Genomic DNA, 22,929 nt, shown 5'->3' with positions numbered 1-22,929 from the left:
CAAGCCCGACATCCTGCGTGCCCTCATTGCGCGCGCCCCGGGAAAACCGTCAGCCGTCGAGCACTCCGCCGCCGACCGGCATCGCCGGCGCCTCGCGCTGGCCGACGCCGAGCCAGACCGCCAGCGCCGGCAGGAGGAAGATCGCCCCCAATACGTTGACCAGGAACATGAAGGCCAACAGCACGCCCATGTCGGCCTGGAACTTGAGCGCGGAGAAAGCCCAGGTGCCGACGCCGATGGACATGGTCACGGCGGTGAACGCGGCGGCGGTGCCACGCTGACGCAAGGCCTCGTAGAAGGCTTCGCGCAGGCTCCTGCCGTCCCCCAGCTCATGCTGCACCCGCTCGAACAGATACACGCCGTAGTCCACCCCAACCCCGACGCCCAGGGCGATCACCGGCAGCGTGGCGACCTTCAGGCCGATGCCGAGCAAGGCCATCAGCGCGTTGCAGAGGATGGTCACCAGCATCAGCGGCACGATCACGCAGAGCACACCGCGCCAGGAACGGAAGGTGACCCAGCAGAGCAGCGTGATGGCGACGAAGATCGACGCCAGCATCTGTACCTCGGCCTGCTCCACCGCCTCGTTGGTGGCGGCGGCCACCCCGGCGTTGCCGCCGGCCAGGCGGAAGCGGATCCGCGGGCTGTGTTCGGCGGCGATGAAGCGCTGCACCTCCTCGGTGACGTGCTTCAGGGTCGAACCCTGGTGGTCGTCGAGGTAGACCTGCACGTTGATGGTGTGGCAACCCTCGTTGTTCAGCCCCAGCTCCGGGTTGGCCGCGCCACCGCCGATACGCAGGGCCGCTTCCGAACGCTGCAGCGCCGCCCAGCGCGGATTGGCCTCGTTGTTGCCGGCGACGTAGAGCTTCACCCCACCGGCCACGCTGCGCACCGACTGCACGCCGGCGACACCGCGCAGGAACAGGTCCAGGCGCTCGACCGCGTTCATCACCTCCCAGTTCAGGCAGGCTTCCTCAAGGCCCGTGGTCTCGGCATAGACCGAGAGCACATCCATGCTGATCGAGTAACTGCCGACGATGGCCGCGTTGTCGCGGTTGTAGCGCGACTCGGCGCGCAGCTCCGGAGCGCCGGCGCCGATGTCGCCGATGCGCAGGAAACGTGACTCGTAGGTACCGACAGCGAGCAGCACCAGCATCCCGGCCAGGCACAGCAGCGCCGGGCCCGGTTCGGCCAGGGCCGACAACGCCCACCAGACCCGCTGCCGCTGTCCGGCCGGCGTCCGCTGGCGCGCGGCGCGTTCCAGTTGCAGGTGGGAGAGGATGATCGGCAGGAACATCTTGTTGGTCACCACCATCAGGCCCACGCCCAGGCAGGCGGTGAGGCCCAGCTCGCGGACGATGGGAATGTCGATGAGCATGATCACCATGAAGCCCAGGGCGTTGGCCAGCAGCGCCACCGTCCCCGGAATCGCCAGTTTGCGGAACGCCGCCTCGGCGGCCTCGCGCGGGGTGGCGCCGGCCAGCACGTCCTGCTTCCAGGCATTGGTCATCTGCACGGCATGGGATACGCCGATGGAGAAGATCAGGAACGGCACCAGCACCGACATCGGGTCGATGCCGTAGCCCAGCAGCGGCAGCAGGCCGAGCAGCCAGATCACCGGCAGCAGCGCCACGCAGATGGCCAGCAGGGTCAGCTTCAGCGAACGGCAGTAGACCCACAGCAGCAGCGTGGTGATCACGAAGGCGATGGCGAAGAACGCCAGCACGCCGTTGAGGCCGGCCATCACCTCGCCCATGATCTTGGCGAAGCCGACGATGCGGATATCGATCTGCTCGTTGCCGTAGCGCGCGCGGATGCTTTCCAGGCGCTTGGCGACCGCCGCGTAGTCGAGCTTCTGCCCGGTCTGCGGGTCGACCTCCAAAAGGTCCGCCTGGATCATCGCCGAACGCAGGTCGTTGGCCACCAGTTGGCCGATCTCCCCGGACTTGGCGACGTTGGTGCGGATCTGCGCAAGCCCGGTGGCGTCGGCGACGAAGTGCGAGGGTACGACCACGTCGCCGGTGAAGCCGGCCTCGGTGACCTCGATGTAGCGCACGCTGGGAGTGAATAGCGAACGCACGCGGCTGCGGTTCACTCCTGGCGTGAAGAACACCTCGTCGGTGACCTTGCGCAACACCTCGAGGAACTCCCGGTTGTAGATATCGCCCGGCCCCTTCCAGTGCACATCGACGAGAATCCGGTTGGCGCCGGAGAAGCTGCTGCCGTGCTCGCGGAAGGCGGCCATGAACGGATGGCTGAGCGGGATCAGCTTGTTGAAGCCGGGGTCCAGGCGGGTATGCAGCGCCGAGGCGCCCAGGCCCAGGGTGATCAGTACGAACAGCAGGCCCAGGACCTTGCGCCGGGCGATCAGGCCACGGGCCAGTGCGGCCACCAGGCGCTCGGTACGGGTGGGAACAGCGGACATCAGCGAATCTCCTGTGACGACGTGGGCGCGCCGCTGGCGGCTTGCGGGCGCGGCGGCAATGGCAGGCGGCGCAGGCCGGCGTCGCTGGCCAGCAGCAGCGCGCCGGAGGAGTCCACCTGCAGGTCGGTGAGGTTTTCCTGGCCGCCGTCGCGCAGCACCTGGAACGATTGGCCCGCGTCGCGGCTGCTCAGCACCAGGCCGCCCTGCCCCGCGAGCAGCAGCGTGCCATCCGGGCCGAGCGTGCCGGCATACAGCGACTCGGACCGCGACAGCCGTACCGGGCTCCAGTGCAGGCCAGCGTCGCTGCTGCGGAACACCTTGCCCCGCATGCCGTAGGCCACCCAGACATCGCCGCCCAGGCCGACCGCGCCGTACAGCGAGCCGTTGTAGAATGGCTCGATGACCTGCCAGTGCACGCCGCCGTCGGTGGAGCGCAGCAGGCTGCCGGCCTCACCGACGATCAGCCACTGGTGACGGTCGGGCGATGCGGCGATGGCGTTGAGGTGCCAGTCGCCCGGCGCGCCGATGGACTGTTCGGCCCAATGCTGTCCTGCGTCGGTGGAGCGCAGCACCCGGCCGAAGGCGCCGACCGCCAGCCAGTCGCCCGAGGGCAGCCGCGCGGCATCCATCAGCGGCTGGCCGTCGCTGTCGGTGAACGCCGCCTCATGCCAGCTGCGCCCGCCGTCCGTGCTACGCAGGATCCAGCCCTCATGCCCGAGGGCCAGGCCCTGATGGGCATCGGCGAACACCAGGCGCGTGATCAGCGCCTGCCGTTGCGGCGACACGCTGGCGGGGTGCCAGCTGACTCCCTGGTCGATGGAGAAACGGATCTGGCCCAGTTCGCCGGCCAGTACCAGCCCGGCGGCGGAGGCCTTGATGCCATCGATCCGCATGCGCTCCACGGGTACATCCGTGGGCCGCAGGGAGGGCGCGCTGCGCGGCGAGAACGCCAGCGCACCGGCCAGCGCCACCAGCAGGCATGCGCTCAGTCCGAGAAACATCCTCATGACAGCCCTAACCCCCTCAGAAGCTGTACTTGGCGCTGAACGCCAGGTAGTCGCGGTCGGCCAGCGGGCGCTTCTCCAGATCGGCCGAGCCGAGGAAGCCGTTGTAGGTGAGGTCCAGTTCCAGGTTGTTCAGGTACTTGCCGGTGACACCGACGCTCATGCGCTTGTCGCCCTGGCCGACCAGGCCACCGAAGGCCCCCGCCACGGCGGCGGCGCCCTTGACCTGCTGAGCGAAGGAAACCGGCAGGGTCATGTCCCAGTTCTCGATGACGTTGTTCCAGGACGGGATCACCATCAGCTGGTAGGCCCAGGAGTTGCGGTCATTGGTGAGCTCGTCGTAGCGCTCGCCGGAGAAGCCGTATGCGTCCACCGAGTTGACGTGCAGGGAGCTGACCTCGGCGAGGAAGGTCGTCTGCTCGGAGAACCAGCGCGGGCCCAGCAGGTAGATGGCCGACAGGTTCGACTGGGTGGCATCGGCGCGGGTCGCCACGGAGCCCAGCGGCGAGTCGACCAGTACCGGCACGCCCTCTTTGTAGCTGACCTCCCCCGCCACGTTGAGGTCGCCCAGGCGGGTCGAGAAGCTGGCGCCGTAGAGCGAGATGTCGTCGAAGTACACCACGCTGTAATCCACCGGGACAAAGTCCTGGTAGTGCACTTCCACGTTGGGGTTCTTGTCGTGGTAGCGCAGGTAATAGAGGTTCACGTCGGTTTCGCTGGTCACCGCGAAGTGCGTGCTCAGGCCCCACTGGCCGCTGTCGCGCGGATGATGGTCGGGGCCGCGCGGGATGTTGAAGCCCGGTGCCGCGCGAATGAACTCGGCGCCCGGCCCGACCACGTCGGTATAGGAGAAGTAGGTACCGACCGGGTCCAGCTCGGTGGGCTTGTACTGGTACTGGTAGTAGGCCGCGACGCCAAACTGCGGGGTCAACTGCCACTGCGCCGAGAGCTGGCCGACCGGCAGCAGGATGTCCTTGACCTCGGTGCCGGGCACGTTGGCCTTGGTCGCATCGGCGGGCGACTGGGCGCCTGCGATGTTCGGGAAGAACAGGCTTTCGCCCCATTGCACCACCTGCTGGCCCAGACGCAGGTTGAGCATCGACTCCTCGCCGGTCTGCTGGCTGGTGTAGAGGTAGGCATCGAGCAGGCGCGTGCGGTTTTCCTCGAGCCGGCGCGCCCGCGACGTGAACTGGTCGTGGTCGCCGTCCTTGTTCACCGTGTCGGGCGAGTCGTTGTCGTTTTCGTGCCGGTAGACGTCGTCGTAGAAGCTGCTGGCGCGCAGGAAGGCGCCGTAGTTGCGGTACTTGATGTCGAAGTCGCCGAGCACCGATAGGCGATTGTTGATCAGCGCGCCGCGCTTGAAGTTGCGGTCGCCGTCGTCCGAGTTCACCGTGGTCGGCAGGCCGGAGGCCGGATCGGTGGGCCCGTCGACCAACGCCGCCGACGCATCGCGCAAGCGATAGGCCGCGGCATAACTGACGTTGATGATGTAGTCGACATTCACCTCCTCGCCGATGGCGAAGCTCCCGGCATGCGCCGGAACGGCGAAGGGAATCGCCGACAGCCCGAGCAGCCAGTGCAACTTGCGGCCGCCACGCAGCCCAGCCGCCCCCGCGGCCACCTCGCTTGCAAAACGCTTCATCTACAACCTCCTGTTCGCACGCGCAGCCATGGCACCGTCCTCCGGTGTCCGACGACCGCGCAGCATCACCCCTGGCGAGGGACAGGCCGTCGCCGGGGTGTGGTCATTGGGATTTGTCTTTTGTGAAGAAAGCCGTGCCGGGCGCCGGGCCCGGCGCGCTCACTTGCCGGCCTGGCGAAGCATGTCGGTGGTGAACATGAACGGCTTGAGGCGGTCACCGTTGACCCTGGGCGGGGCGCCCTCGTTGGTCAGCCGGTCGGCCAGGTAGGAGCCGGCGATCAGGTCGTGGTAGACCGTGACGCCGGCCTGGAAGACCTTGGCGCCGTAGGCGTAGTAGGCGTTGAGGAAGTTGGTGCGCCATAGCTCGCCATGGGCGTCGTAGTTGTCCGCCATGATGGCGTTCCAGGTGTCCTCGTCGATGTACAGGACACGCTTGGCGTACTGGTGGCGATAGCCTTCCTTGAGGGTGGCTTCCAGCACCCAGACCCGGTGCAGCTCGTAGCGCATCACGCTGGGATCGACACTGCCGGGCTTGAGCAGGTCCTTGTACTTGACCCCCTCGGCTTCGAGTCGATAACCGTTGTAGGGGATGTACATCTCGCGCTTGCCGAGCAGCTTCCAGTTGTAGCGTTCCGGCGAGCCGTTGAAGAGGCGGTCGTCGTCGATGGTGCGGAATCCGCCGACCCCCAGCGGAATGTCGAAGCCGTAGCCCGGCGACTGGCGCACGCGGCGGGTGCCGGGGTTGTATTGCCAGCTGGTCTGCGGGTTCTTCGCCTCGTTGAAGTAGGTGTAGGTCAGCGACACCTGGCCCTTGTCCCGGTCCGGCTTGAGGGTGGTGACCCGTGACAGGGCGAAGACCCCGTCGGTGGGTTGGCCGGCGTAGTGGTCGCCGGTCAGGTCGAGGATCTCGAAGCGCATCTGCCCCCAGGCGATCTTGCCGTCCTGGTAGACCACGGCCTGGTCGTATACCCCATCCTCCTCGGCGGCATAGGCCGGCAGGAGGATGTTGCGCAGTACTTCATCGCCGCTCTTGGGGATCGGGAAAGGCGTGCCGCCACGCAGCGCGCGCTCGCCCATGTTGCCGTCCTCAAGCTCGGCGCTGGCGGCGTTCTTGCGGGCGATTTCGCAGCGATAGTCGTCGTAGCGGAAGTCGCGGTGGCTGGGGTAGACCGGAATCGCGAAGCTCGACGGGTACTTGCGCAGCAGGGCTTTCTGCCCGTCGGAGAGGCGTGCCTCGTACTGCGCCATGTTCTGCGCGGTAATGGTGACCAGCGGCTTTTCCCCGGCGTAGGGGTCCGGGTGGCGTGTGCCCACCCCGGCGAAATGCACACCGGGCGGCGTGCCCAGCCACTTGCCGCTGTACGCCGGGATGCTGCCGTCGGCGTTGCCGGCCTTTTCCGCGCCCAGGCAGGTGAGTTCACGGCCGAGCTTCTCCACCTCGGCGGGAGTGGCCGCGGCGAAGGCGATCTCGCTGCTGAGCAGCAGCGCCGCCGCCAGCGGCAGCGCGCCAAGAATTCGGTGCTTCATGGTCTTCTGTCCTCTGCGAAGGTCCGGCCACGCGGGGCGGCCGGCCTTGTCGTCATCCTCGGGTAGCGGCCGCGTGCCGCTCTGGCACGCGGCACGGGATCAGGCGTTGAGATCGCGCCGTACCCGGGTTTCGCTGGCGATGAAGGTCGCGCCGGTCTCATCGGCGAACGCGCGCACGTAGGCTTCGGCGTCCACGCAGCTTTCCGGGGCCAGCAGGCCCTGGCCGAGAATGCGTCCATCCAGGTAAGCCTCGATGAACAGGCGCGCGCAGGTCGGGGTCGGGTCAGCGGTGCTGTCCTCGGTCTCTTCCACCGGCAGTTCCAGGTGCTGTTCCACCACGCAGCAGACCTCGGCGCCGTCGCGCAGGCCACGAACCTCCACACGCATGGCCACCGCCCAGGGCTCGTCGGAGAGGTCGACGCAGAGGCTCTTGCGAGCGACGTCGCTGGACAGGTGCTGGGTGAGGAACTTGAGCGGCGAGATACCCAGCGCCTCGTTCTTCTCCGGGCTGCCCAGGCCGAGATCGATCATCGATTGCCAGATCTTCGAACCGGCCTCGGGGAAGAAGCCGATGCGGTTGGTGACCTGTTGCAGCCCCGGAATGCAGTGCGGCAGGGTGACGGTTTCGCCGTGGCCGATGAAGAACGCCGGGTAGTGCTTGAACGGCGCCGCGTACGGCACCTCCAGGCGACCGCCCCAGCCGGGCATCTTGCGGTACTCGCCGTCGACGAACTGCACCACCTCGCCGCAGGTGATGTGCATCATGTGGTCGATCACCGCCGGCGACAGCAGGTCGGGCACGAAGGGGACGGCGGTGGCCAGGTGGATTTCCTGGGCGCTGTCCAGGCGATCGACCAGCATGCGCGCGATCACGTTGGTCAGGCCCGGTGTCGAGCCACATCCGGCGATCAGGCGAATCCCCGCTTCCAGCGCGCGCTGGTGGTAGGCCGGATCGAGGTAGAGGGCTTCGGCCACATCGTGGTCGTCATTGATGTCGATGTAATCGACGCGGGCACGCAGGGCCGCCTCGATCACCGGCACCGCACTGCGGTAGAACGGACCGACCGCGTTGAACACCAGGTCGACGCCATCGAGCAGCGCATCCAGGCACGCCGGATCGAGCACGTCCGCCCGCTCGGCGCTCACGTTTGCGCCCAGTGCGGCGGCGAGTTTCTGGGCGACTTCAAGGTTCAGGTCGGCCACCACGTATTCCACCGACGGGTGGCGCGGCACCAGCTGGCGCGCAACGTTGGCGCCGACATTCCCACATCCCAACAGCAAGATCTTCATGCTTACCTCTCATTGTGCTTCTTGTTTTTGTGTAAAGCGGTAATCACCCCGAACGCGGCCCTCGCAGGCCACGCCCGTCAGACCAGGTCGAGGCGGTCCGCCAGCCTGGCCATGGGGATCAGCACGCGGCGGATCTTGGTTTCGAAGCGCCCCGGCAGGCGCACGGCCTGCGGCTGCTCCAGGGGCAGCAGGGCATCGTCCGGACGGTCGGCCGCCAGCGCCCGCGCCAGGTCCATGCCCAGCAGCGGTCCCATGAGGTTGCCCCAGGAGCCCAGGTTCATCAGGGCCAGCACGCCCTGCTCCACCTGGTACAGCTTCGGGTAGGCGGCGTCGTAGGCGACCGAGGAGTTGGCGGTCATCCCGGTCCAGTAGGACTCCAGTTCGATGGGCGCATCGCCCACCCCCGGATAGGTACGTCGCAGGTAGCGCAGGAAATCGGCGAAATGCACCTCGGCGCACTGCGCGCGGCGGTGTCGCGGGATGGTCGCGGTGATCAGCCGGCCGCGACCGTCGATGACCAGCGGATAGAGCCCCGCGGGGTATTGCATGAGCGTGACCCGCGCCGGGTTGATCGCATCGAGCACGGCCGTCGGCAGCGGGCGCGTGGCCATGCCGCAGGCGACCAGAGGGAACTGCGTCCGCGAAAGCTCCGGAAAGAAACCGTTGCCGGTGTGGCCGCTGGTGCACAGTACGACACGCGCCGCACGCACGTTGCCGGTGGCAGTCCGTACGCGCCAACGGCTACCGTCGCGCTCGCAGGCCAGCACACAGGAATTGCCATATATCGACGCCCCGGCGCGCACGGCGCTGGCGGCCAGCCCCTGGGTGAAGAGGTAGGGGTTGACCCGCCCGCCCTCCCGCCAGTGGAGGCCCTGGGTGTAGACGCTGGTGCCGAGCATCTCCCGTACACGCGCCCCGGCGATCAGCTCGACGTCATAGCCCATGCCTTTCCACAGCCGTGCCTGGCGCTCAAGCGCCGCCTGCGGCCGACGCGCCACCTCGAGCAGGCCGCAGGCAGCCACGTCGGCCGCAAGAGCGTGCTTGCGGCTGAGTTCGAAGACGATATTCCGCTGTTCGACGAAGGTTTCGATGAAGCGCCGCCCGTTGTCGCGGTGCGCACGCAGCGGCTCGAAGGAACTCAGGTAGGGCTGCACGTGCCCGGCGTTGCGCCCGGAAGCGCCGCTGGCCGGCTGGTCGGCCTCCAGCAGCACGGTGCGCACGCCAAGCTCGGCCAGGTGCAGGGTCAGGGACGTCCCGGCAAGGCCGGCGCCAACGACGACCACATCGGCCTCCACATCGCCCTCGAGCGCTGCATAGACCGGCGCCGGTTGCGCCGTCGGCCAGCCACTGAAGCGGATCGGCACGACGCCGGCCTCGTAGGCCTGGGCAACGGGATACTGCGGAACCGCTCCGCATACGACTTGCCGATCGATCGCTTGGCTCACTGGCGACTCCCAGGTTTGCGCCGCCGGCCGGTATGGCCGGGGTGGCTCCAGTGGGATCGATCCTAGAGAGAGGGGGAGACACCGCTCCAGTACCAACTGGTACTGACGGCGCGGATTCCGACGTCAGCGCAGCAAGGCGACGCTACGGCACATGAGGCGAACCAGATCGGTCTGCCCCTTGATGTCGAGTTTGGCGTAGATGTTCTTCGAGTAGTTGCGCGCGGCGGCAACCGCAATGTTCATCTGCTCGGCCGCCTCGGCGATACTCCGCCCGGCGCCCAGCCAGGCCGCCAGGCGCGCTTCCTGGCGGGTCAGGCCGAAGAGCTGGGCGATCAGCTCGGGCGAGTGGTCGCGTGGCGCCTGCATGGCCGCCTCGCACTGGGAGAGCTCGCAGAGGTGGAGGATCAGGCTCGGCACCTGCACGCCCTGGTAGTAGGGCGCAGGCGGAACCGGCTCGACCAGGATGCCCAGCAGCATGCCGTCGCGCGTGCGCAAGCGGACCAGCTCGCCAGGACAGGCTGCCTCGCCCCTCGCACGCGCTGCCATGACCTTCGCGATCGCGCCCTCCAGCGCCCGCTGCACGCCGCGCTCCTCGACCAGCAGTCGCCCCTGGCGAAGCTCGATGCCAACCTGCCGGGCGATGATCGCGCCTGCCGTGCGGTTGACGCACAGCACCCGCGCATTGCCGTCCAGCAGCAGGCAGCCGAGCGACATGTGGTCGAGGCTCACTTCGTACACCGCCTTCTCTGCCTCTTCACGCTTGAGCCGGGCGTACAGCCCCAGCGCACGGGACAGGTGTGGCAGCAACTCCAGCAGCAGCGACCTCTCCTCCTCGACGAAAGCCTGTCCCGACACGCGAAGGCCGCGTACCACATCGACCCAGCAGCGCATGCCGCCCGGTTCGGCGAAGCAGCTGCGCAGACAGCGCCCAACGCCGAGCGAGGTCATGAAGGCGGCACATTCCGCCTCCACGTCGCCCGGACCGAACTCGATCAGTGTCCCCGGCGCCACCGTTTCCGCACGCAGCAGTTCGACGTGCCCGAAGCGCTCGCGAGCGTCTCTCTCGGCACGCTCCCAGTCAGTGCGGTCATGGGGGTCCAGGGCCATGACCTGGATGTCAATGGGTCGGTCCTGATGGTGATACAGGGTGATGGTCACGTTGAAGGCGCCGAGCAACTGACGCAGGCGCTCAGCCAGGGTGAACCAGGGCCGCGCTTCGCCGATCCCTTCGTAGGCCAAGCCGATCAGCTCGGATAGCGCCTGTGCAGGTTCCCAAGCCGGTGGCCGGGCAAGCTGCACACCGCGCAGCAGCACACCGCCCCCCCCAACGCGGACCGGCGCCCTGACCGCCGAGTACTCAGCGCCCATAGGCGTGCGGTCCTGGCAGCACTTGCTCGTACTGGGTCCTGGCCACGGATGAAGCGGCATCGGCAGCGGCGACGAGGATCGTTTCCTGCTCGTCGGTGAAGGCGAACTTCATGGCAGGCAACCCCTGTTGAGTCGGATGGGTTCAGTCTGGAGGCGGCGCCGAGGGCGAGAATCGTCCGAATGGACAGGAGTGCCACCCGCGTCATCGGTCGGAGCCCGGAGATCCTCGGGAGGCGCCCATGGTAAGTCGCCCTGGCGTCGACCGCCAGGGCGTCCCGTCAGCCCTGCGTTGCGGCGTGGCGACCGGCCTGGCGGCCGAAGAAGCTGGCGTCCGCCAGTGACAGGCCAGAGCTGTAGCCACCGCCCCAGCGTGGCAGGCCGCAGGTGGTCCGACCGGCGGCGTAGAGCCCGGCGATGGGCTCGCACTGCTGGGTCAGCACCTGCCCCGTCGGCAGTGTATCGAGCCCGCCGAGGGTGAAGTGCGGGTAGAAGGCGTAATCGATGCGGCAGTCCAGGGCAAGGAAGGGCGGCTCATCCAACGGCTTGAGCCATTTCGCCGCCTTGTGGAACAGCGGGTCCTGGCCCTCGGCGGCATGCCGGTTGAAGAAGGCGACGCTTTCGGCCAGGGTCCCCGCCGGCAGTCCCAACTCCTGCTCCACCTCCTCCCAGGTCTCGCCGACGGCGGCGATGTCGATGCGGGTGAACTCGGCCGGACGCTCGAAGCAGGCGTCGTCGGCCAACAGGAATACCCGGTTCCCGCCCTGGCGAAGGATGTGATAGCCGGTTCGGCCGTGGTAGCAGTCCTCGTTGATGAAGCGCTGGCCACGCTCATTGACGAAGATGCCCTTGACCAGCGACTCCGGCGCGTAGAACGGCAGGCTGACGAAGGCCTCGTCCATGTGGATCGCCGCGCCGCCGACGCTCATGCCCAGCTGGATGCCGCTGCCATCGTCCCCCGGCGTACCGATAGGGTTGTCGTTGTGCATCAGTTGCGGGGCATGGCGGCGCACCATCTCGCGGTTCATCACGAAGCCTCCGGCGCACAGGATCACGCCCTTGCTGGCGCGGACGAAGCGCTGCTGGCCGTCGCGACGCGCCACCACGCCGTGGACCCTGCCCTGGTCGTCGACGACCAGCGCCAGTACACGGCTGTCATAGCTCACCTCGACGCCGAGTTCGACCACGCGGGCGGCCAGGATGTCCATCAGCAGGCGGCCGCCGCCCCATCCCTCCCATTGCGGCGTATGGCCTCGCGGGCAGGGTTTGGCCTCGGCCGCGAAAGGCCAGGCCTCTTCGCTGCCGGACCAGATCAGGCAGTCGTCGGTGGCCGGCTCCACCATCTTCTGCGGCAGGAAGGTGTTCTTGTACGGCACCCCCTGGGCCACCAGCCAGTGGTAGTGGTCCAGGCTGTTGTCCGCGTAGAGGCGCGCCTTGGCTTCGTCGGCGTCGGGTCCTCCGGCCAGCATCAGGTAACGGTACAGGTCTTCGGTGTCGTCGCTGAAGCCGGCGTTGCGCTGGGCCGGGGTACCGCCGCTGCCGCCGAGGTAGATCTCGCCGCCCGAGAGCGCGCTGGTGCCGCCGTTGCCGGAGGTGGCCTCCAGCAACACGACGCGCGCCCCCGCAGTGGCGGCCTCGATGGCGGCGGAAGCGCCGGCGGCGCCGAAACCGACCACCAGCACCTCGGTTTCCTGGTCCCACACGGGGACTTCCTGCAGACGGCAGGGACGGTTCACGGAGAACGGGGATGACATGCGGATGCTCCTTCTTGTTGTTGTTCTGGCAAATAGGCCTGCAGCCGCGATCCAACAGAAGCAGCGGATATCTGGCGAAACACCGGGGCCGGCGTGAGACCGGCGCCGCACCGCCGCGGCGGGCAGGGAGGCGCCAACCTTATCGACAGCGGGACGGACAGCCCTCGTCCGATTGAACTAGCCCAGGACAACCCGGCGTAGCAGCGCTGACGGCGTGCTCCCGGCCGCCTGCCGGCTGGCGCGCCCTTGACGGCGACTTTGCCATCCATCCCCTGGCGAGCGCGACGGATTGCCTTTTGCAGGAAGTGCCGCTTAATCTCGCCAGCGCTTTCCTACTACAAAAATAAGAAATGGTTCCAAATGGCACACTCGCTTTCGCTCGACCAGTTCAGCGGAATGCTCGGCAATCTCTATCAGGGCCCTCTGGAGCCCACGCCGTGGCAGTCCTTTCTCAACCAGATCAACGAGTTCCTCGACGGCAAGTACACCACCTTCATCCTGCGTCCGCCCAGCGACCAGAACGAGGGGCTGATGGTCAACGCCAACGGCAGTTCGGCCGAAATCGTCGCCTCGTACAACCAGCACTATTTCAACCTCGACCCCTTCGTCGACCTGCCCAGCGGCCAGGTGGTGACCGTGGACGAGTTCATTTCCAGAGAGGCATGGCTGGCCTCGGAGTTCTACCAGAGCTTTGCGGCCCCAGCGGGGGTGTTCCACATCCTTGGCGCGGACATCCGCAGCAGCGACGGCGCCCTGTGCCGCATCCGCGTCTGCCGCGGCATGGAGTCCCCCGGCTTCAGCGAGAACGACAAGGCCCGGCTGGCCTACTTCATACCGCACCTGGAGCGCTCGGTGGTGCTGCACACGCAGATCAACCGCATCGAGAGCGAGCGCAATCTCTACGCCGGCGCGGTGGACCAGTTCGCCGTCGGCACCATCATCCTCGACGAGAATGGCAAGATCCTGCAGACCAACCAGGTGGCCGAGAACCTGTTGGGCGAAAAGGACGGCCTGAAAATCAGCGGCGATACCCTGCAGGTCGGTACCCCGCGCGACAGCCAGGAGTTCCGCCGCCTGGTGAAGCAGGCCCTGCAGTCGCAGAAAAGCTCGCAGCCGTCGGTGGTCGAGGCCATGCGCGTGCAACGCCCGTCCGGCCGCGCGGACCTGGGCATCATCGTGCGTTCGGTACCGCTGAGCGAGTGGAACGAAGGCAAGCACTGCCCCTCCGTGGTGATCTTCGTCAGCGATCCGGAGCAGGAAGCCCGCGCCCCCCAGGAAATCGTCAAGGCCCTGTTCGACCTGACCCCGGCCGAATCCCAATTGGCAATGCTGCTGGCCAACGGCCTGACGCTGGACGAAGCCTCGGATGAGCTGAACATCAGCCGCAACACGGCGCGCGCGCACCTGCGCTCGACCTTCTCCAAGACCGGTGTGACCCGGCAGACCATGCTGGTACGCCTGATCCTGCGCAGCGTCGCCTCGCTGGGCTAGTCCTAGCGGACGATTTGGCTATCGGCCAGCGAGACTACCTTGCGAACCCCCGGGGTTAGTCGACGAGGCCGATGCCATGTCCAGGTTCATTCCGCTGCTGATCGCGATCATCATCTGCGGTTGCCTCCTGGCCGCGCGCTACATGTTGGACATATACGAAGCCTCGGCCCGGCAGGCCAGCCTGGACGCCCGGCAATCCCCGTGCAGCCAGAGCGATTGCCTGCGGCAACTGCCGTGAGCCGCCCCCCACCCATCCGCGGTATCAGATCCCGCCCGCAAGTCCGGGCAAGGCTCTCGCGCCTTGCGCGTCGTCCCCGCGGCAGGACACCCACGCATTGATCCAGGCAACCGGGCGCGGCCCGGCAAACCCTGGCGGCCATGCGTACCGCCACCACCCATGAACGAAGAGGTTACCGCCATGCAGCGCACCCAGAACACCAGCGCGGAACTGGACGCGGAATGGCCCGCGCCGTCCGAAACGGCCGCCCCTGCAGGTCTTGCCGCGTTCCCCGATCAGCGACAGGCCTGGCGCGTGGTGCTCGGGCTCACCCTGGTCCTCTGCGTCGGCTTCGGCACCACGCTCAACTCCCTGGGCGTCTTCATGCTGCCGATCTCGGCGACCTTCGGGTGCAGCAATGCCCAGGCCGGTTTCCTCGCCACCGCCTTCATCTTCAGCATGACCCTGGCAACGCCGGTGGTCGGCTGGCTGCTCGACCGCATCGCGCCGCGCGCCGTGATGGTCAGCGGTGCGGCGCTCACCGCGCTGGCCAACCTGCTGGGCGCTCACAGTGCGGACATCGGCCAGCTCACCCTGGCCATGGCCCTGAGCGGCGCCGGGATCGGCGCCTCGACCTACGTGCCGGCGATCATCCTGGCCTCGCGCTGGATCACCCCCCGGCGCCAGGGCCTGGCCTTCGGCGTATTGCTGGCGGGCGCGTCGGTGGGCGCGATGCTGTTCCCCATGCTGCTCACCGAAGCCATCGGCAGGCTGGGCTGGCGCGACACGATGCAGGCCATCGCCCTCCTCCTGCTGGTCGTCTGCGTTCCACTGCCGCTGGTGCTGGCACGCGTACCGCCGGCGCAGGGCACGGACCCCGCCCAACCGGCCGACGCCCACAGTACAGGCGCCGGCATCGGCGACGCCCTGCGCACGCCGACCTACTGGTGGTGGATCGCCATGCAGACCCTGCTGATCCTGAGCAGCATCGGCATCTTCATCAACCTGGTGCCCTACCTGGTGTCCGCAGGCTTCGACGCCTCCACGGCGGCCGCCTTCCTGGCCGGCACCAGTGGCGCCGCCATGCTCGGCAATTTCGTCTTCGGTCTGATCAGCTCGCGCTACAGCGCCAGGAACATCCTGCTGCTGGGCACGCTCATCGGCACCGTGGGACTTCTCTGCCTGCTGGGCGCCCCGCTCCCGAAGCTGGGCACCGGCGCCATCGTCCTGTTCGCGCTGCTCTGGGGCGCAACCTTCAACCTGGTCAACCAGCTCGCGCCCCTGCTGCTGGTGGACATCATGGGCCAGCGCAACTTCGGCAGCCTGCTCGGCATCGGCAACCTGATCTCCGGCCTGGTGGCGGCGTTCGGCCCGGAGGCCGTCGGCTACGTGGTCGACCGCGCCCACTCCTACACCCCGGCACTGCTGGCGTGCGGGGCTCTGATGCTCTTGGCGCTGCCCTCCATCAGCAAGCAGCGACCGGACCGGCCGTAGCGACGCGACCCGACCGGAGAGCGACCTTGTCCCGCGCAGCCCAGCATCCTGACCTTCTCGTCCCCCTGGCGGGGGTACTGGTCGACCAGCCACGCCTCTCCCTGCAGGGGCTGGCCAAGGCCGTCGGTGTCAGCAAAGCCACCCTCTATCGCGTCTGCAGGACCCGTGATGAGCTGACCGAGCAACTGCTCGCCCGAGCCCTCGCCGCGTCCCGCGCCATCCTTGAGGAAGCCGATCTCGCCGGCGCCCCTCCGCTCGAAGCGCTCAGGTGCATGACACGCGGGAGCCTCAGGCATTCGGAACTGGCGATCTTCCTGATGCACCACAGCAACAACGCCAAGGCGCGACCCGAGGAAATCGCCAGGTGGGAAGCCGAGCTGGATGCTTTCTTCCTGCGCGGCCAACGCGAGAAGGTCTTCAGGGTCGACGTGCCCGCGCCAACCCTGACCGACCTGTGGAGCCGGCAGCTGATCGGCCTGCTGCACGCCGAGCGACGCGGCCGCATCGCCCGGGCGGACCTGGCCAAGCTGATCGAAACGAGCTTCCTGCGCGGCGTCAGCGGCGGCAACCCGCGCTGAACGCCGGCGGGATCATCTATGGACGCGAATAGATCTTGAACAAGGTCTGGTCCAGCTCGCTGGGCGCACCGAAGTACTTGCCGTAGAGCGGCCCGATGGCGCCCGAGCGATAGACCTGGCTCAGCGCCGTATCCACCTGCAGGCGGAAGTCCTCGTCACCCCGCGCCATGGCCAGGGCCACCGGCGCGAATTCGAAGCGGCGGCTGAGCACCATCAGCTTGGCACTGGCCCCTTGGCGCGCCACCAGGCTGCGCAGGGTCATCTGATCGGCGAAGAACGCATCGACCTTGCCGCCCGCGACCTGATCGACACCCTCAGCCGGGCTGGCCACGGTCCGTAGGGTGACCAGTACCTTGAGCAGGCGCATCCGCTCATGGGCCCAGGTTTCCACCGCCGTGCCGCCCTGGACCGCAAAGCTGTACGCCGCCAGGCCGCGATTGAGCGTGGCGCGCCAGGTCGGGCCACTCTGCTCCACTTCGCCATTGAGCGCCTTGAGCAGGAACGGCGGGGCATCCTTGCGCACCACCACGCCCAGTCCGGCGGTGTACACCGGCAGGGAGAAGTCCAGGCTCTGGCGCAGCGTCAGGGTTTCCACCATCGGGCTGCAGAACAGGTCGACACCGCCGTCATGCACCACGTCCAGCGCCTTGTCCGACGCCAGCGGCACGAAGCGCACCTTCATCTGTTCCAGGCCCGGCTGGGTCCTGAGCTGCGCCGCCACCTTCTGGCACAGATCGATTCCGTAGCCGGAAGCGCCCTCGCCTTCGGTGATCGAGAACGGCGGAAGATCCGGCAGGTAGCCCAGGGTCAGGGTGCCGCTGCTGCGGATGCGTTCCAGGGTCTGGGCCGGCGCCAGCAGCGGCAGCATGGCCGCCAGCAGGACGGCAACGCGAGGGAGCATGCGCTTCATGGCCGACCCTCCGCGCTGCTGGGCGACTGCGGTTCGAGGAGCCGGTCGGCGATGTAGCCGAACATCAGGTAGCCCACCGCCGTGACGATCATGCCGCCGAACACCGCCTCCATGCCCGAGGCATAGAGCGCGTAGAAGCTGTAGACCATGGCGATCAGCAGCGCGATGACGTTGCGGTAGCGCGGATAGCCGACCACGCCGGCCTTCTGCATGATCACCAGCAGCGCCGAGAGCGCGGTGATGTAGGGCACGATGTTGGTCACCGCCGCCAGGCTGACCAGCTTGCCGAACTGCTCGGAGGCATTGGGGGAAATGGTGGACACCGCCATGGCGCTTTGCAGCGCCGCGTTCGCCACCAGCCCGGCGATGGGCGCGCCGATCAGGGTGACGCGGCTGTACAGCTTGGGGAACATGCGCTGGTCGGCGGTGACCTTGGCGGTCTGCGCCAGGGTGAACTGCCAGCCCAGCAGCGAACCGACGCAGGCCATCACCGCCAGCCCCATAATGATGTTGCCTATCACCGGGTTGAACATCTTCGCGTAGACATAGGCGAAGGGCGCGCTGGAGTTGGCCAGCTCGGCGTTCGGCACGATGCCCATGATCACCGAGGTGGACAGCACGTAGACCACCGCCGCGCCCAGGGTGCCCAGCAGGCAGGCCAGCGGCACGTTGCGCTTGGGATTTTCCACGGCATCGGAGTTCTGCGCTGCCGACTCCATGCCGAGGAAGGCCCAGAGGGTCAGCGGAATGCTCTGGGTAATGGCCTCGTGCGTGGCGATTCCGTTGGGGTTCCAGGCCGCGTCGAACACCTGCCGGTCGAACCAGAACCAGCCGATCACCGACAGCCCCGCCACGGGAATGATCACTCCCCAGACGGTGAGCGAGCCAATCTGCCCGGTCACCTTGGGGCCTCCGAAGTTGGCCAGGGTGGTCAGCCAGATCAGCGCCACCGAACCGATGAACAGCGGCATCGCGCCGGTACCGAGCCAGGGGATGAAGGGCGTCAGGTAGCCCACCGCCGAGATGGCGATGGCCACGTTGCCGATGGCCAGCGACAGGAAGTAGAGATACGAGCAGAGGAAGAAGGCCGACTTGCCGTGGGCTTCCTCGGTATACGCCGACATCCCGCCCGAGCGCGTACAGTAGATGCCGCATTGGGCGAAGCAGTAGGCGATGGCCATCGACCCGACGGCGGTAACGGCCCATGACAGCAGCGAGATCGCCCCCAGCTGCGCCATGCTGGTCGGCAGCATGATGATGCCCGACCCCATCATGTTTACCGCCACCAGGGTGGTCAGCCCGGTCAGCGTCATTTTCTTGCCAGAGGCTTCCATTTGAGGGCCCTTTTAATCGATGAGATCGCCAGAAGATAGAAACAGTCCGTTGTTACCGCTTTCACCCGCGCTACAGAATTTACTGCCGCCAACAGCACTTTTCATGACAAGAACCCATGCCGATCAGCGACGTTCACGACTCTGGAGAGCCACCCTCGCACCGCTCACTTCAACGAATCCCTACTGCGCGGGAATCGTGATCACTGGAGCTTTCTCATTGCCGCTGGTATCGGCCAGTGTGAAGAACAGCATCACCGCACCGAGCGCGCGCTTGGCCGCCAGGTCGCTGTCCTCGATCCAGTACCAGTAGCCGTGGTAGTACACCGCGACGTAGGCCTGCTGGGGTTTGTCCTTGCCGCTGCGAATGTGGATCTGCGGCTTGGCGCCGCTCCCCTTGCCGTCCACGAACGCCGGCAGCGCGCTGTGGTCATCGAGGTGTTCCTGGGGAACGTCGACGTAGCTGGAAAACGCCGTCAGGATCTGCAGCAACGAGCGGCTGCTGACGGCCAGCTCATCCGCCTCGCCGCGCACCGGCGAATAACGCAGCACGAACTGCTGGCGATCCTCCGGCATGTGCAGCAGCCCGCGCAGTTCCTTCTGCTTGGCCTGGATATCCGGCGTGATGTCGTTGCGGCGCATGAACAGCACAGCGATCTGGCCCTTGCTCTTGTCCTCCTCCACGCGCATGCCGACGGCGCCGGCGGCCTGGACTTCCCGCAGCAGCTTCAGGGCCTGGAGGAATTCGGGATCGGCCTCGCGCACCGTGCCGGCCACCGCCGAGCGGTTGCGTACGCCGTTCAGCGAGTCCACCGTCAGGCCGAGGATGAAGTCCGCCGCGTAACCCGATTGCAGCAGGCCGAAGATCTTCTTTGGGTCGATGGGGGCCACCAGGCCCGCGAGGAAGCGCTCCCCGGTCAAGGGCACGTAGGTGATGGTCGGGCGGTCGGTATACTTGCTGGTGGCACCCAGTAGCACGCTGTTGCCCTGCACCGCGTCCGCCGAGGAGACCTGCCCGCCCAGGCTGCCCCCGGTTTCCAGAGAGTAGCCGGCAACGATGGAAGCCACGTCGACGAACACCGGCATGTCGACATAGCGCAACTTGACGATGTTCAGCAGGGTCTGCTGCTTCCAGGAATCGGCCACCGCCGAGCTGTAGTCGAAGCGGTCCACGGTGACGGTTCCGGGGCCGAGATGGCTGCAGCCGCCCAGCAGCACAAGCGCGGCCAAGCCACCTGCCGGCCAGCGCCACCCGCAACGCTTGATCCGGCAAGCCTTCGGTGGCGCCATCTACGCCTCCTCGATCAGTACGTTCACGCGCCCGGCGCGGGCAGCCTTGACCAGAAGCCCGTGATCGCGCTCGGTCTGGTCGGCATAGAGCAAGGCGAAGTCCCCCAGCGCCTCGTCGAAGGCATCACCCTTGCCCAGGTAGCCGCTGATGGTCGCGGAATCACCGGACTTGGCATGGGCGCGCGCCAGGGTCAGGCCGCAAATGTCAGCGTAGCGCTCCAGTTGCGGCGCGCTGATGTCGCCCTCGACCGGCACCGACAGCTTCATGTCGCGCAGTTGCCGGACGAAATAGTCGCGTCCACCCGGACTGCGCATCCAGCCCAGGAAAATGTCGCTGGAGGACTGCATCAGGCGCTGCCCCATCACCACCCGCTGCCCCTGGTGCTGGTACTGGCTCTTGCCGGCGTAGGGCTCGAGCACGGAACGGCAGGACTCCTTGAACTGCAGGATCAGCGGATGGTTCTCCTCGGAGAACAGCAGCGCGATGAAACAGCGGGTGCCGACACTGCCGATGCCGACCACCTTCAGCGCCGCATCGACCACGCGGTAACGATCGAAGAGCACCCGGCGATCATCGGTGAGGCTGCGTCGGTAGTCGGCCAGACTGTGCAGCACGCGTTGCATGAAGTTGTCTTCGGCGACGTGATAGATGATCGGCGGCTGGTCGATGATGCGCGGCTGCCCGGCGACCAGCTCGGCGATCTTCGGGAAGGCGCTTTCCATCACCCGCTCGCGGGCGCGGTCGAACAGCTGCTGGCGGTACTTGCGCGCCTTGGCGTCCGGCGCCATCGCCAGCAGCGCCTCGGTATCCAGGCGCGAATACCAGACTTCCAGCGGACTCATCTTCGAGTAGACGCGCAGGTTCTCGCGGTAGGCGCGCGCACAGGTGATGACCACATCTCGCGCCCGGGCATCGGACAGCCCGCCTTCACGCGCCGCCACGGCGAAGCTCGCCGCCAGGCGTTTGATGTCCCATTCCCAGGGCGCGGGCAGGGTTTCGTCGAAATCGTTGAGGTCGAAGACCAGGTTGCGCTCGGGGGTGGCGAACAGGCCGAAGTTGAGCAGGTGGCAGTCGCCACAGGCCTGCACGTTCACACCGATGTGCGCGGTGCTGGACAGGTCATGGGCCATCAACGCGGCCGAGCCGCGCAGGAAGGTGAAGGGGCTGCGCAGCATGCGCCCGTAGCGGATCGGCACCAGCTCCTTGAGCCGGTCGCGGTTGGACTTTTCCAGGATGGCGATGACGTCGCGCTGCCGGCCGGGCGATTTCCATTTGGCGTGCGCTTCACGGGGAATCTGGGTGCGCAGACGCTGTCCGTTGGCCAGGCGCTCCTCGCGGGAAAGGAAATGTGCTGCGGATTCGGTCTTGCTGGATTTCTTGGTAGAAGCGTTCTTGTTGGAGGCCATGTTGCTGTCGTCACCCATGCGTCAGGGACAATGGGGCGATGGCGCGATTCGCGACTTCGCCCGGTGCTCGTGGAGCCGAAAGTACCGGCTCACGACTGCATCACCGGCTCCCCTCCATTCAAGCTAGATCAATTTCCCACGGGGTACTGAAGACGAATCACATTAAGTTCAGGCAAGCCAAACGACGATGCGCGTTGGTGTAGAGACTGAACCTCCGACAACGTCGCGCCCTGACCCGCCACCCAGTAATCCCGCCGATACTGCTGGGCACATTGGGAATGCGGCAACCCGAATGCACCTCGCGGCGACTGCGACTCATCGCAGTCCACCCAACGGTGGGAAATGAACCCTGCCTCCAGTCAGATCCCTTTTACTCGGTACTGATCTTCAGAGTCAGGTCGGCGCGGCGCAAAGGCCCAGGGTTCCGAGGTGAAATGAAGTCGACCAGCATGCTCACCCCGTTCGGCCCGGCGGAAAACGACGAAATATATCGGAAGAAATAGTCCTCCGAGGTCGACCCTTCTCGCACATAGATTTGAAACTGGTCGACCGGGTAACCGTCCGAGCCCAGTTTATCGATATCGAAATCCCTCGTGAAACTACCTGAAACGACATAGATATCCGGGCCAATGCAGAACACCCGATCGACCGAAGTTTCAGGTTTGAATCTCCAGTCAGGGTCAACCGACTGTACGTAGGAGTCGGCTCCCTTGCCGACAGACTCCACTCGTCCGTTGCACCCGGAGACCCTGTCTTTGGTGTCCTCCCACGTAAGCCCTTCCGCCGCCACCCTCTCGATGCGGGCATTTACAAGCGGATACCTATGAATGTTCCCAGGCCACGTTCGGGACGGTTGCAGAACTTCCTGGACAAACCTGGCGGCATGATCGCCCTGCCAGCCACGTGGGGTATCGTTCGACCACTCGTTCGAGCCGTTGCGCCACAGCTCGCGCCGCGCCATGACCTTGCCAGTCTGCTGGTCACGCAAGGTCCAGATCACCTGAATGGGCCACCAATCGCTGCGGGGATTCTTTCGCACGCGCTCCGTGACTACATAACGCGACGGAGTACCATCCCAGGGAACCGAAACTTGCGCCCTGGGTGCTATCGGCGTGTACGCGCGACCGGCAAAGTTGATTCTCCGGTAGGGCAATTTGGCGATGTAAAGCAGCCCCATGCTCTCTTTTTCCAGCCCGGCGTCCGCATCGACTACCAAGGTGATTTCGTCAGTGCGCGCCGATTCATGGATGACCTGCCGGGGAGGACTTGGCTTGACCAGATACACCATCACAGGCACGGCCGCCATGCCAATCAGGACCGCTGCAAGAACTCGCCGCTCTCCGGCAGTGGAGACTCGACCCGCCTGCCAGACATAGTGCAGGGCCGATAAGATGGGGCCTGCGGTAACGGCCAGAACCACCAGCGTGCCGCCCAACGGCTCCAGTAATGCCCAGAGCAACAGCGGTGCAACGGCAAGCAGGCCCGACATCAGCAGAGCGGCTGTCGCCAACCTTGGATGCCAGTCAACGTCGGCGGGCCGATTGAGCCCTGCCCGGACGAGCCCGAGCGTTCCCAGCCACGCCGCTGCGCTGACAAACACGCCAAACCTGCCCGCATACAGTGCGCCAAGGCTGATCACAGCTAGAACCAGGGCCGGCAGCAAGACTGCCCCCATGAAGAAGACAGGCCGAAGCCAGCGCCATGCTGTTCGTTGCCAACTCATCAGACTGAATCCCTGTCATGGATGAATCCTTGAAAG

18 protein-coding genes are annotated in these 22,929 nt (G+C 66.6%); 4 read left to right on the top strand and 14 right to left on the bottom strand.

What is annotated here, in order from left to right:
• Positions 1-49: 49 nt before the first annotated feature.
• The 9 genes from GA645_RS13195 to GA645_RS13160 form a co-directional block, all read right to left on the bottom strand.
• Positions 50-2,425, bottom strand: a complete 2,376-nt coding sequence (locus tag GA645_RS13195) for an RND family transporter (protein WP_152223437.1) — start codon at positions 2,423-2,425, stop codon at positions 50-52.
• Positions 2,425-3,432 (bottom strand): YCF48-related protein, encoded by a 1,008-nt coding sequence (locus GA645_RS13190; RefSeq protein WP_218572358.1) that lies wholly within the window; start codon positions 3,430-3,432, stop codon positions 2,425-2,427. Before GA645_RS13190 ends, GA645_RS13195 begins: the two co-directional genes overlap by 1 nt.
• Positions 3,433-3,448: 16 nt before the next feature.
• The gene (locus GA645_RS13185; protein ID WP_152223435.1) at positions 3,449-5,071 is read right to left on the bottom strand and encodes a DUF1302 domain-containing protein; all 1,623 of its coding nucleotides are present in this window, start codon (positions 5,069-5,071) and stop codon (positions 3,449-3,451) included.
• A 159-nt stretch (positions 5,072-5,230) separates the two neighbouring features.
• The gene (locus GA645_RS13180) at positions 5,231-6,598 is read right to left on the bottom strand and encodes a DUF1329 domain-containing protein (RefSeq protein WP_152223433.1); all 1,368 of its coding nucleotides are present in this window, start codon (positions 6,596-6,598) and stop codon (positions 5,231-5,233) included.
• A gap of 99 nt (positions 6,599-6,697) precedes the next feature.
• On the bottom strand, positions 6,698-7,888 hold the full coding sequence (locus GA645_RS13175; RefSeq protein ID WP_152223431.1) for a saccharopine dehydrogenase family protein: 1,191 nt from the start codon (positions 7,886-7,888) through the stop codon (positions 6,698-6,700).
• Between the two features lie 77 nt (positions 7,889-7,965).
• Complete coding sequence (locus GA645_RS13170; protein WP_218572357.1) at positions 7,966-9,333, bottom strand: FAD-binding oxidoreductase; 1,368 nt, start codon at positions 9,331-9,333, stop codon at positions 7,966-7,968.
• A gap of 123 nt (positions 9,334-9,456) precedes the next feature.
• Positions 9,457-10,701 carry a helix-turn-helix transcriptional regulator gene (locus tag GA645_RS13165; protein ID WP_152223429.1) on the bottom strand — a complete coding sequence of 415 codons (1,245 nt, stop codon included), beginning with the start codon at positions 10,699-10,701 and terminating at the stop codon, positions 9,457-9,459.
• Positions 10,691-10,813 carry a hypothetical protein gene (locus tag GA645_RS29030; protein ID WP_256676143.1) on the bottom strand — a complete coding sequence of 41 codons (123 nt, stop codon included), beginning with the start codon at positions 10,811-10,813 and terminating at the stop codon, positions 10,691-10,693. The genes GA645_RS13165 and GA645_RS29030 overlap by 11 nt, the downstream gene beginning before the upstream one ends.
• A 166-nt stretch (positions 10,814-10,979) precedes the next feature.
• Complete coding sequence (locus tag GA645_RS13160) at positions 10,980-12,452, bottom strand: FAD-dependent oxidoreductase (protein WP_152223427.1); 1,473 nt, start codon at positions 12,450-12,452, stop codon at positions 10,980-10,982.
• Positions 12,453-12,812: 360 nt separating this feature from the next.
• Between GA645_RS13160 and GA645_RS13155 the strand changes: the two genes are divergently transcribed.
• The 4 genes from GA645_RS13155 (at position 12,813) to GA645_RS13145 (ending at position 16,232) form a co-directional block, all read left to right on the top strand.
• The gene (locus GA645_RS13155) at positions 12,813-13,943 is read left to right on the top strand and encodes a LuxR C-terminal-related transcriptional regulator (RefSeq protein ID WP_152223425.1); all 1,131 of its coding nucleotides are present in this window, start codon (positions 12,813-12,815) and stop codon (positions 13,941-13,943) included.
• A gap of 76 nt (positions 13,944-14,019) precedes the next feature.
• Entirely contained in the window at positions 14,020-14,181 is a 162-nt protein-coding gene (locus tag GA645_RS28800; protein WP_178119534.1) for a hypothetical protein, read from the top strand.
• Between the two features lie 180 nt (positions 14,182-14,361).
• A complete protein-coding gene (locus tag GA645_RS13150) occupies positions 14,362-15,654 on the top strand; it encodes an MFS transporter (RefSeq protein WP_152228073.1) in 1,293 nt (430 codons plus the stop codon).
• 26 nt (positions 15,655-15,680) lie between these two features.
• On the top strand, positions 15,681-16,232 hold the full coding sequence (locus GA645_RS13145) for a TetR/AcrR family transcriptional regulator (RefSeq protein ID WP_218572356.1): 552 nt from the start codon (positions 15,681-15,683) through the stop codon (positions 16,230-16,232).
• A gap of 16 nt (positions 16,233-16,248) precedes the next feature.
• On the opposite strand, the gene GA645_RS13140 is transcribed toward GA645_RS13145, so the two are convergent.
• The 5 genes from GA645_RS13140 to GA645_RS13120 all read right to left on the bottom strand — a co-directional run bounded on the left by GA645_RS13140 (position 16,249) and on the right by GA645_RS13120 (position 22,893).
• Entirely contained in the window at positions 16,249-17,142 is an 894-nt protein-coding gene (locus GA645_RS13140; RefSeq protein ID WP_152223423.1) for an amino acid ABC transporter substrate-binding protein, read from the bottom strand.
• Positions 17,139-18,476, bottom strand: a complete 1,338-nt coding sequence (gene potE, locus GA645_RS13135) for a putrescine-ornithine antiporter (RefSeq protein WP_152223420.1) — start codon at positions 18,474-18,476, stop codon at positions 17,139-17,141. Before potE ends, GA645_RS13140 begins: the two co-directional genes overlap by 4 nt.
• A 180-nt stretch (positions 18,477-18,656) precedes the next feature.
• Complete coding sequence (locus tag GA645_RS13130; RefSeq protein ID WP_152223418.1) at positions 18,657-19,763, bottom strand: hypothetical protein; 1,107 nt, start codon at positions 19,761-19,763, stop codon at positions 18,657-18,659.
• The gene (locus tag GA645_RS13125) at positions 19,764-21,170 is read right to left on the bottom strand and encodes a DUF2252 domain-containing protein (protein ID WP_152223416.1); all 1,407 of its coding nucleotides are present in this window, start codon (positions 21,168-21,170) and stop codon (positions 19,764-19,766) included.
• Between the two features lie 370 nt (positions 21,171-21,540).
• A complete protein-coding gene (locus tag GA645_RS13120) occupies positions 21,541-22,893 on the bottom strand; it encodes a hypothetical protein (protein WP_152223414.1) in 1,353 nt (450 codons plus the stop codon).
• Positions 22,894-22,929: the final 36 nt, after the last annotated feature.

This window comes from Pseudomonas sp. SCB32 (genome assembly GCF_009189165.1).
Classification (GTDB): Bacteria; Pseudomonadota; Gammaproteobacteria; order Pseudomonadales; family Pseudomonadaceae; genus Pseudomonas.
This window is presented reverse-complemented; position numbering and strand designations above follow the sequence as displayed.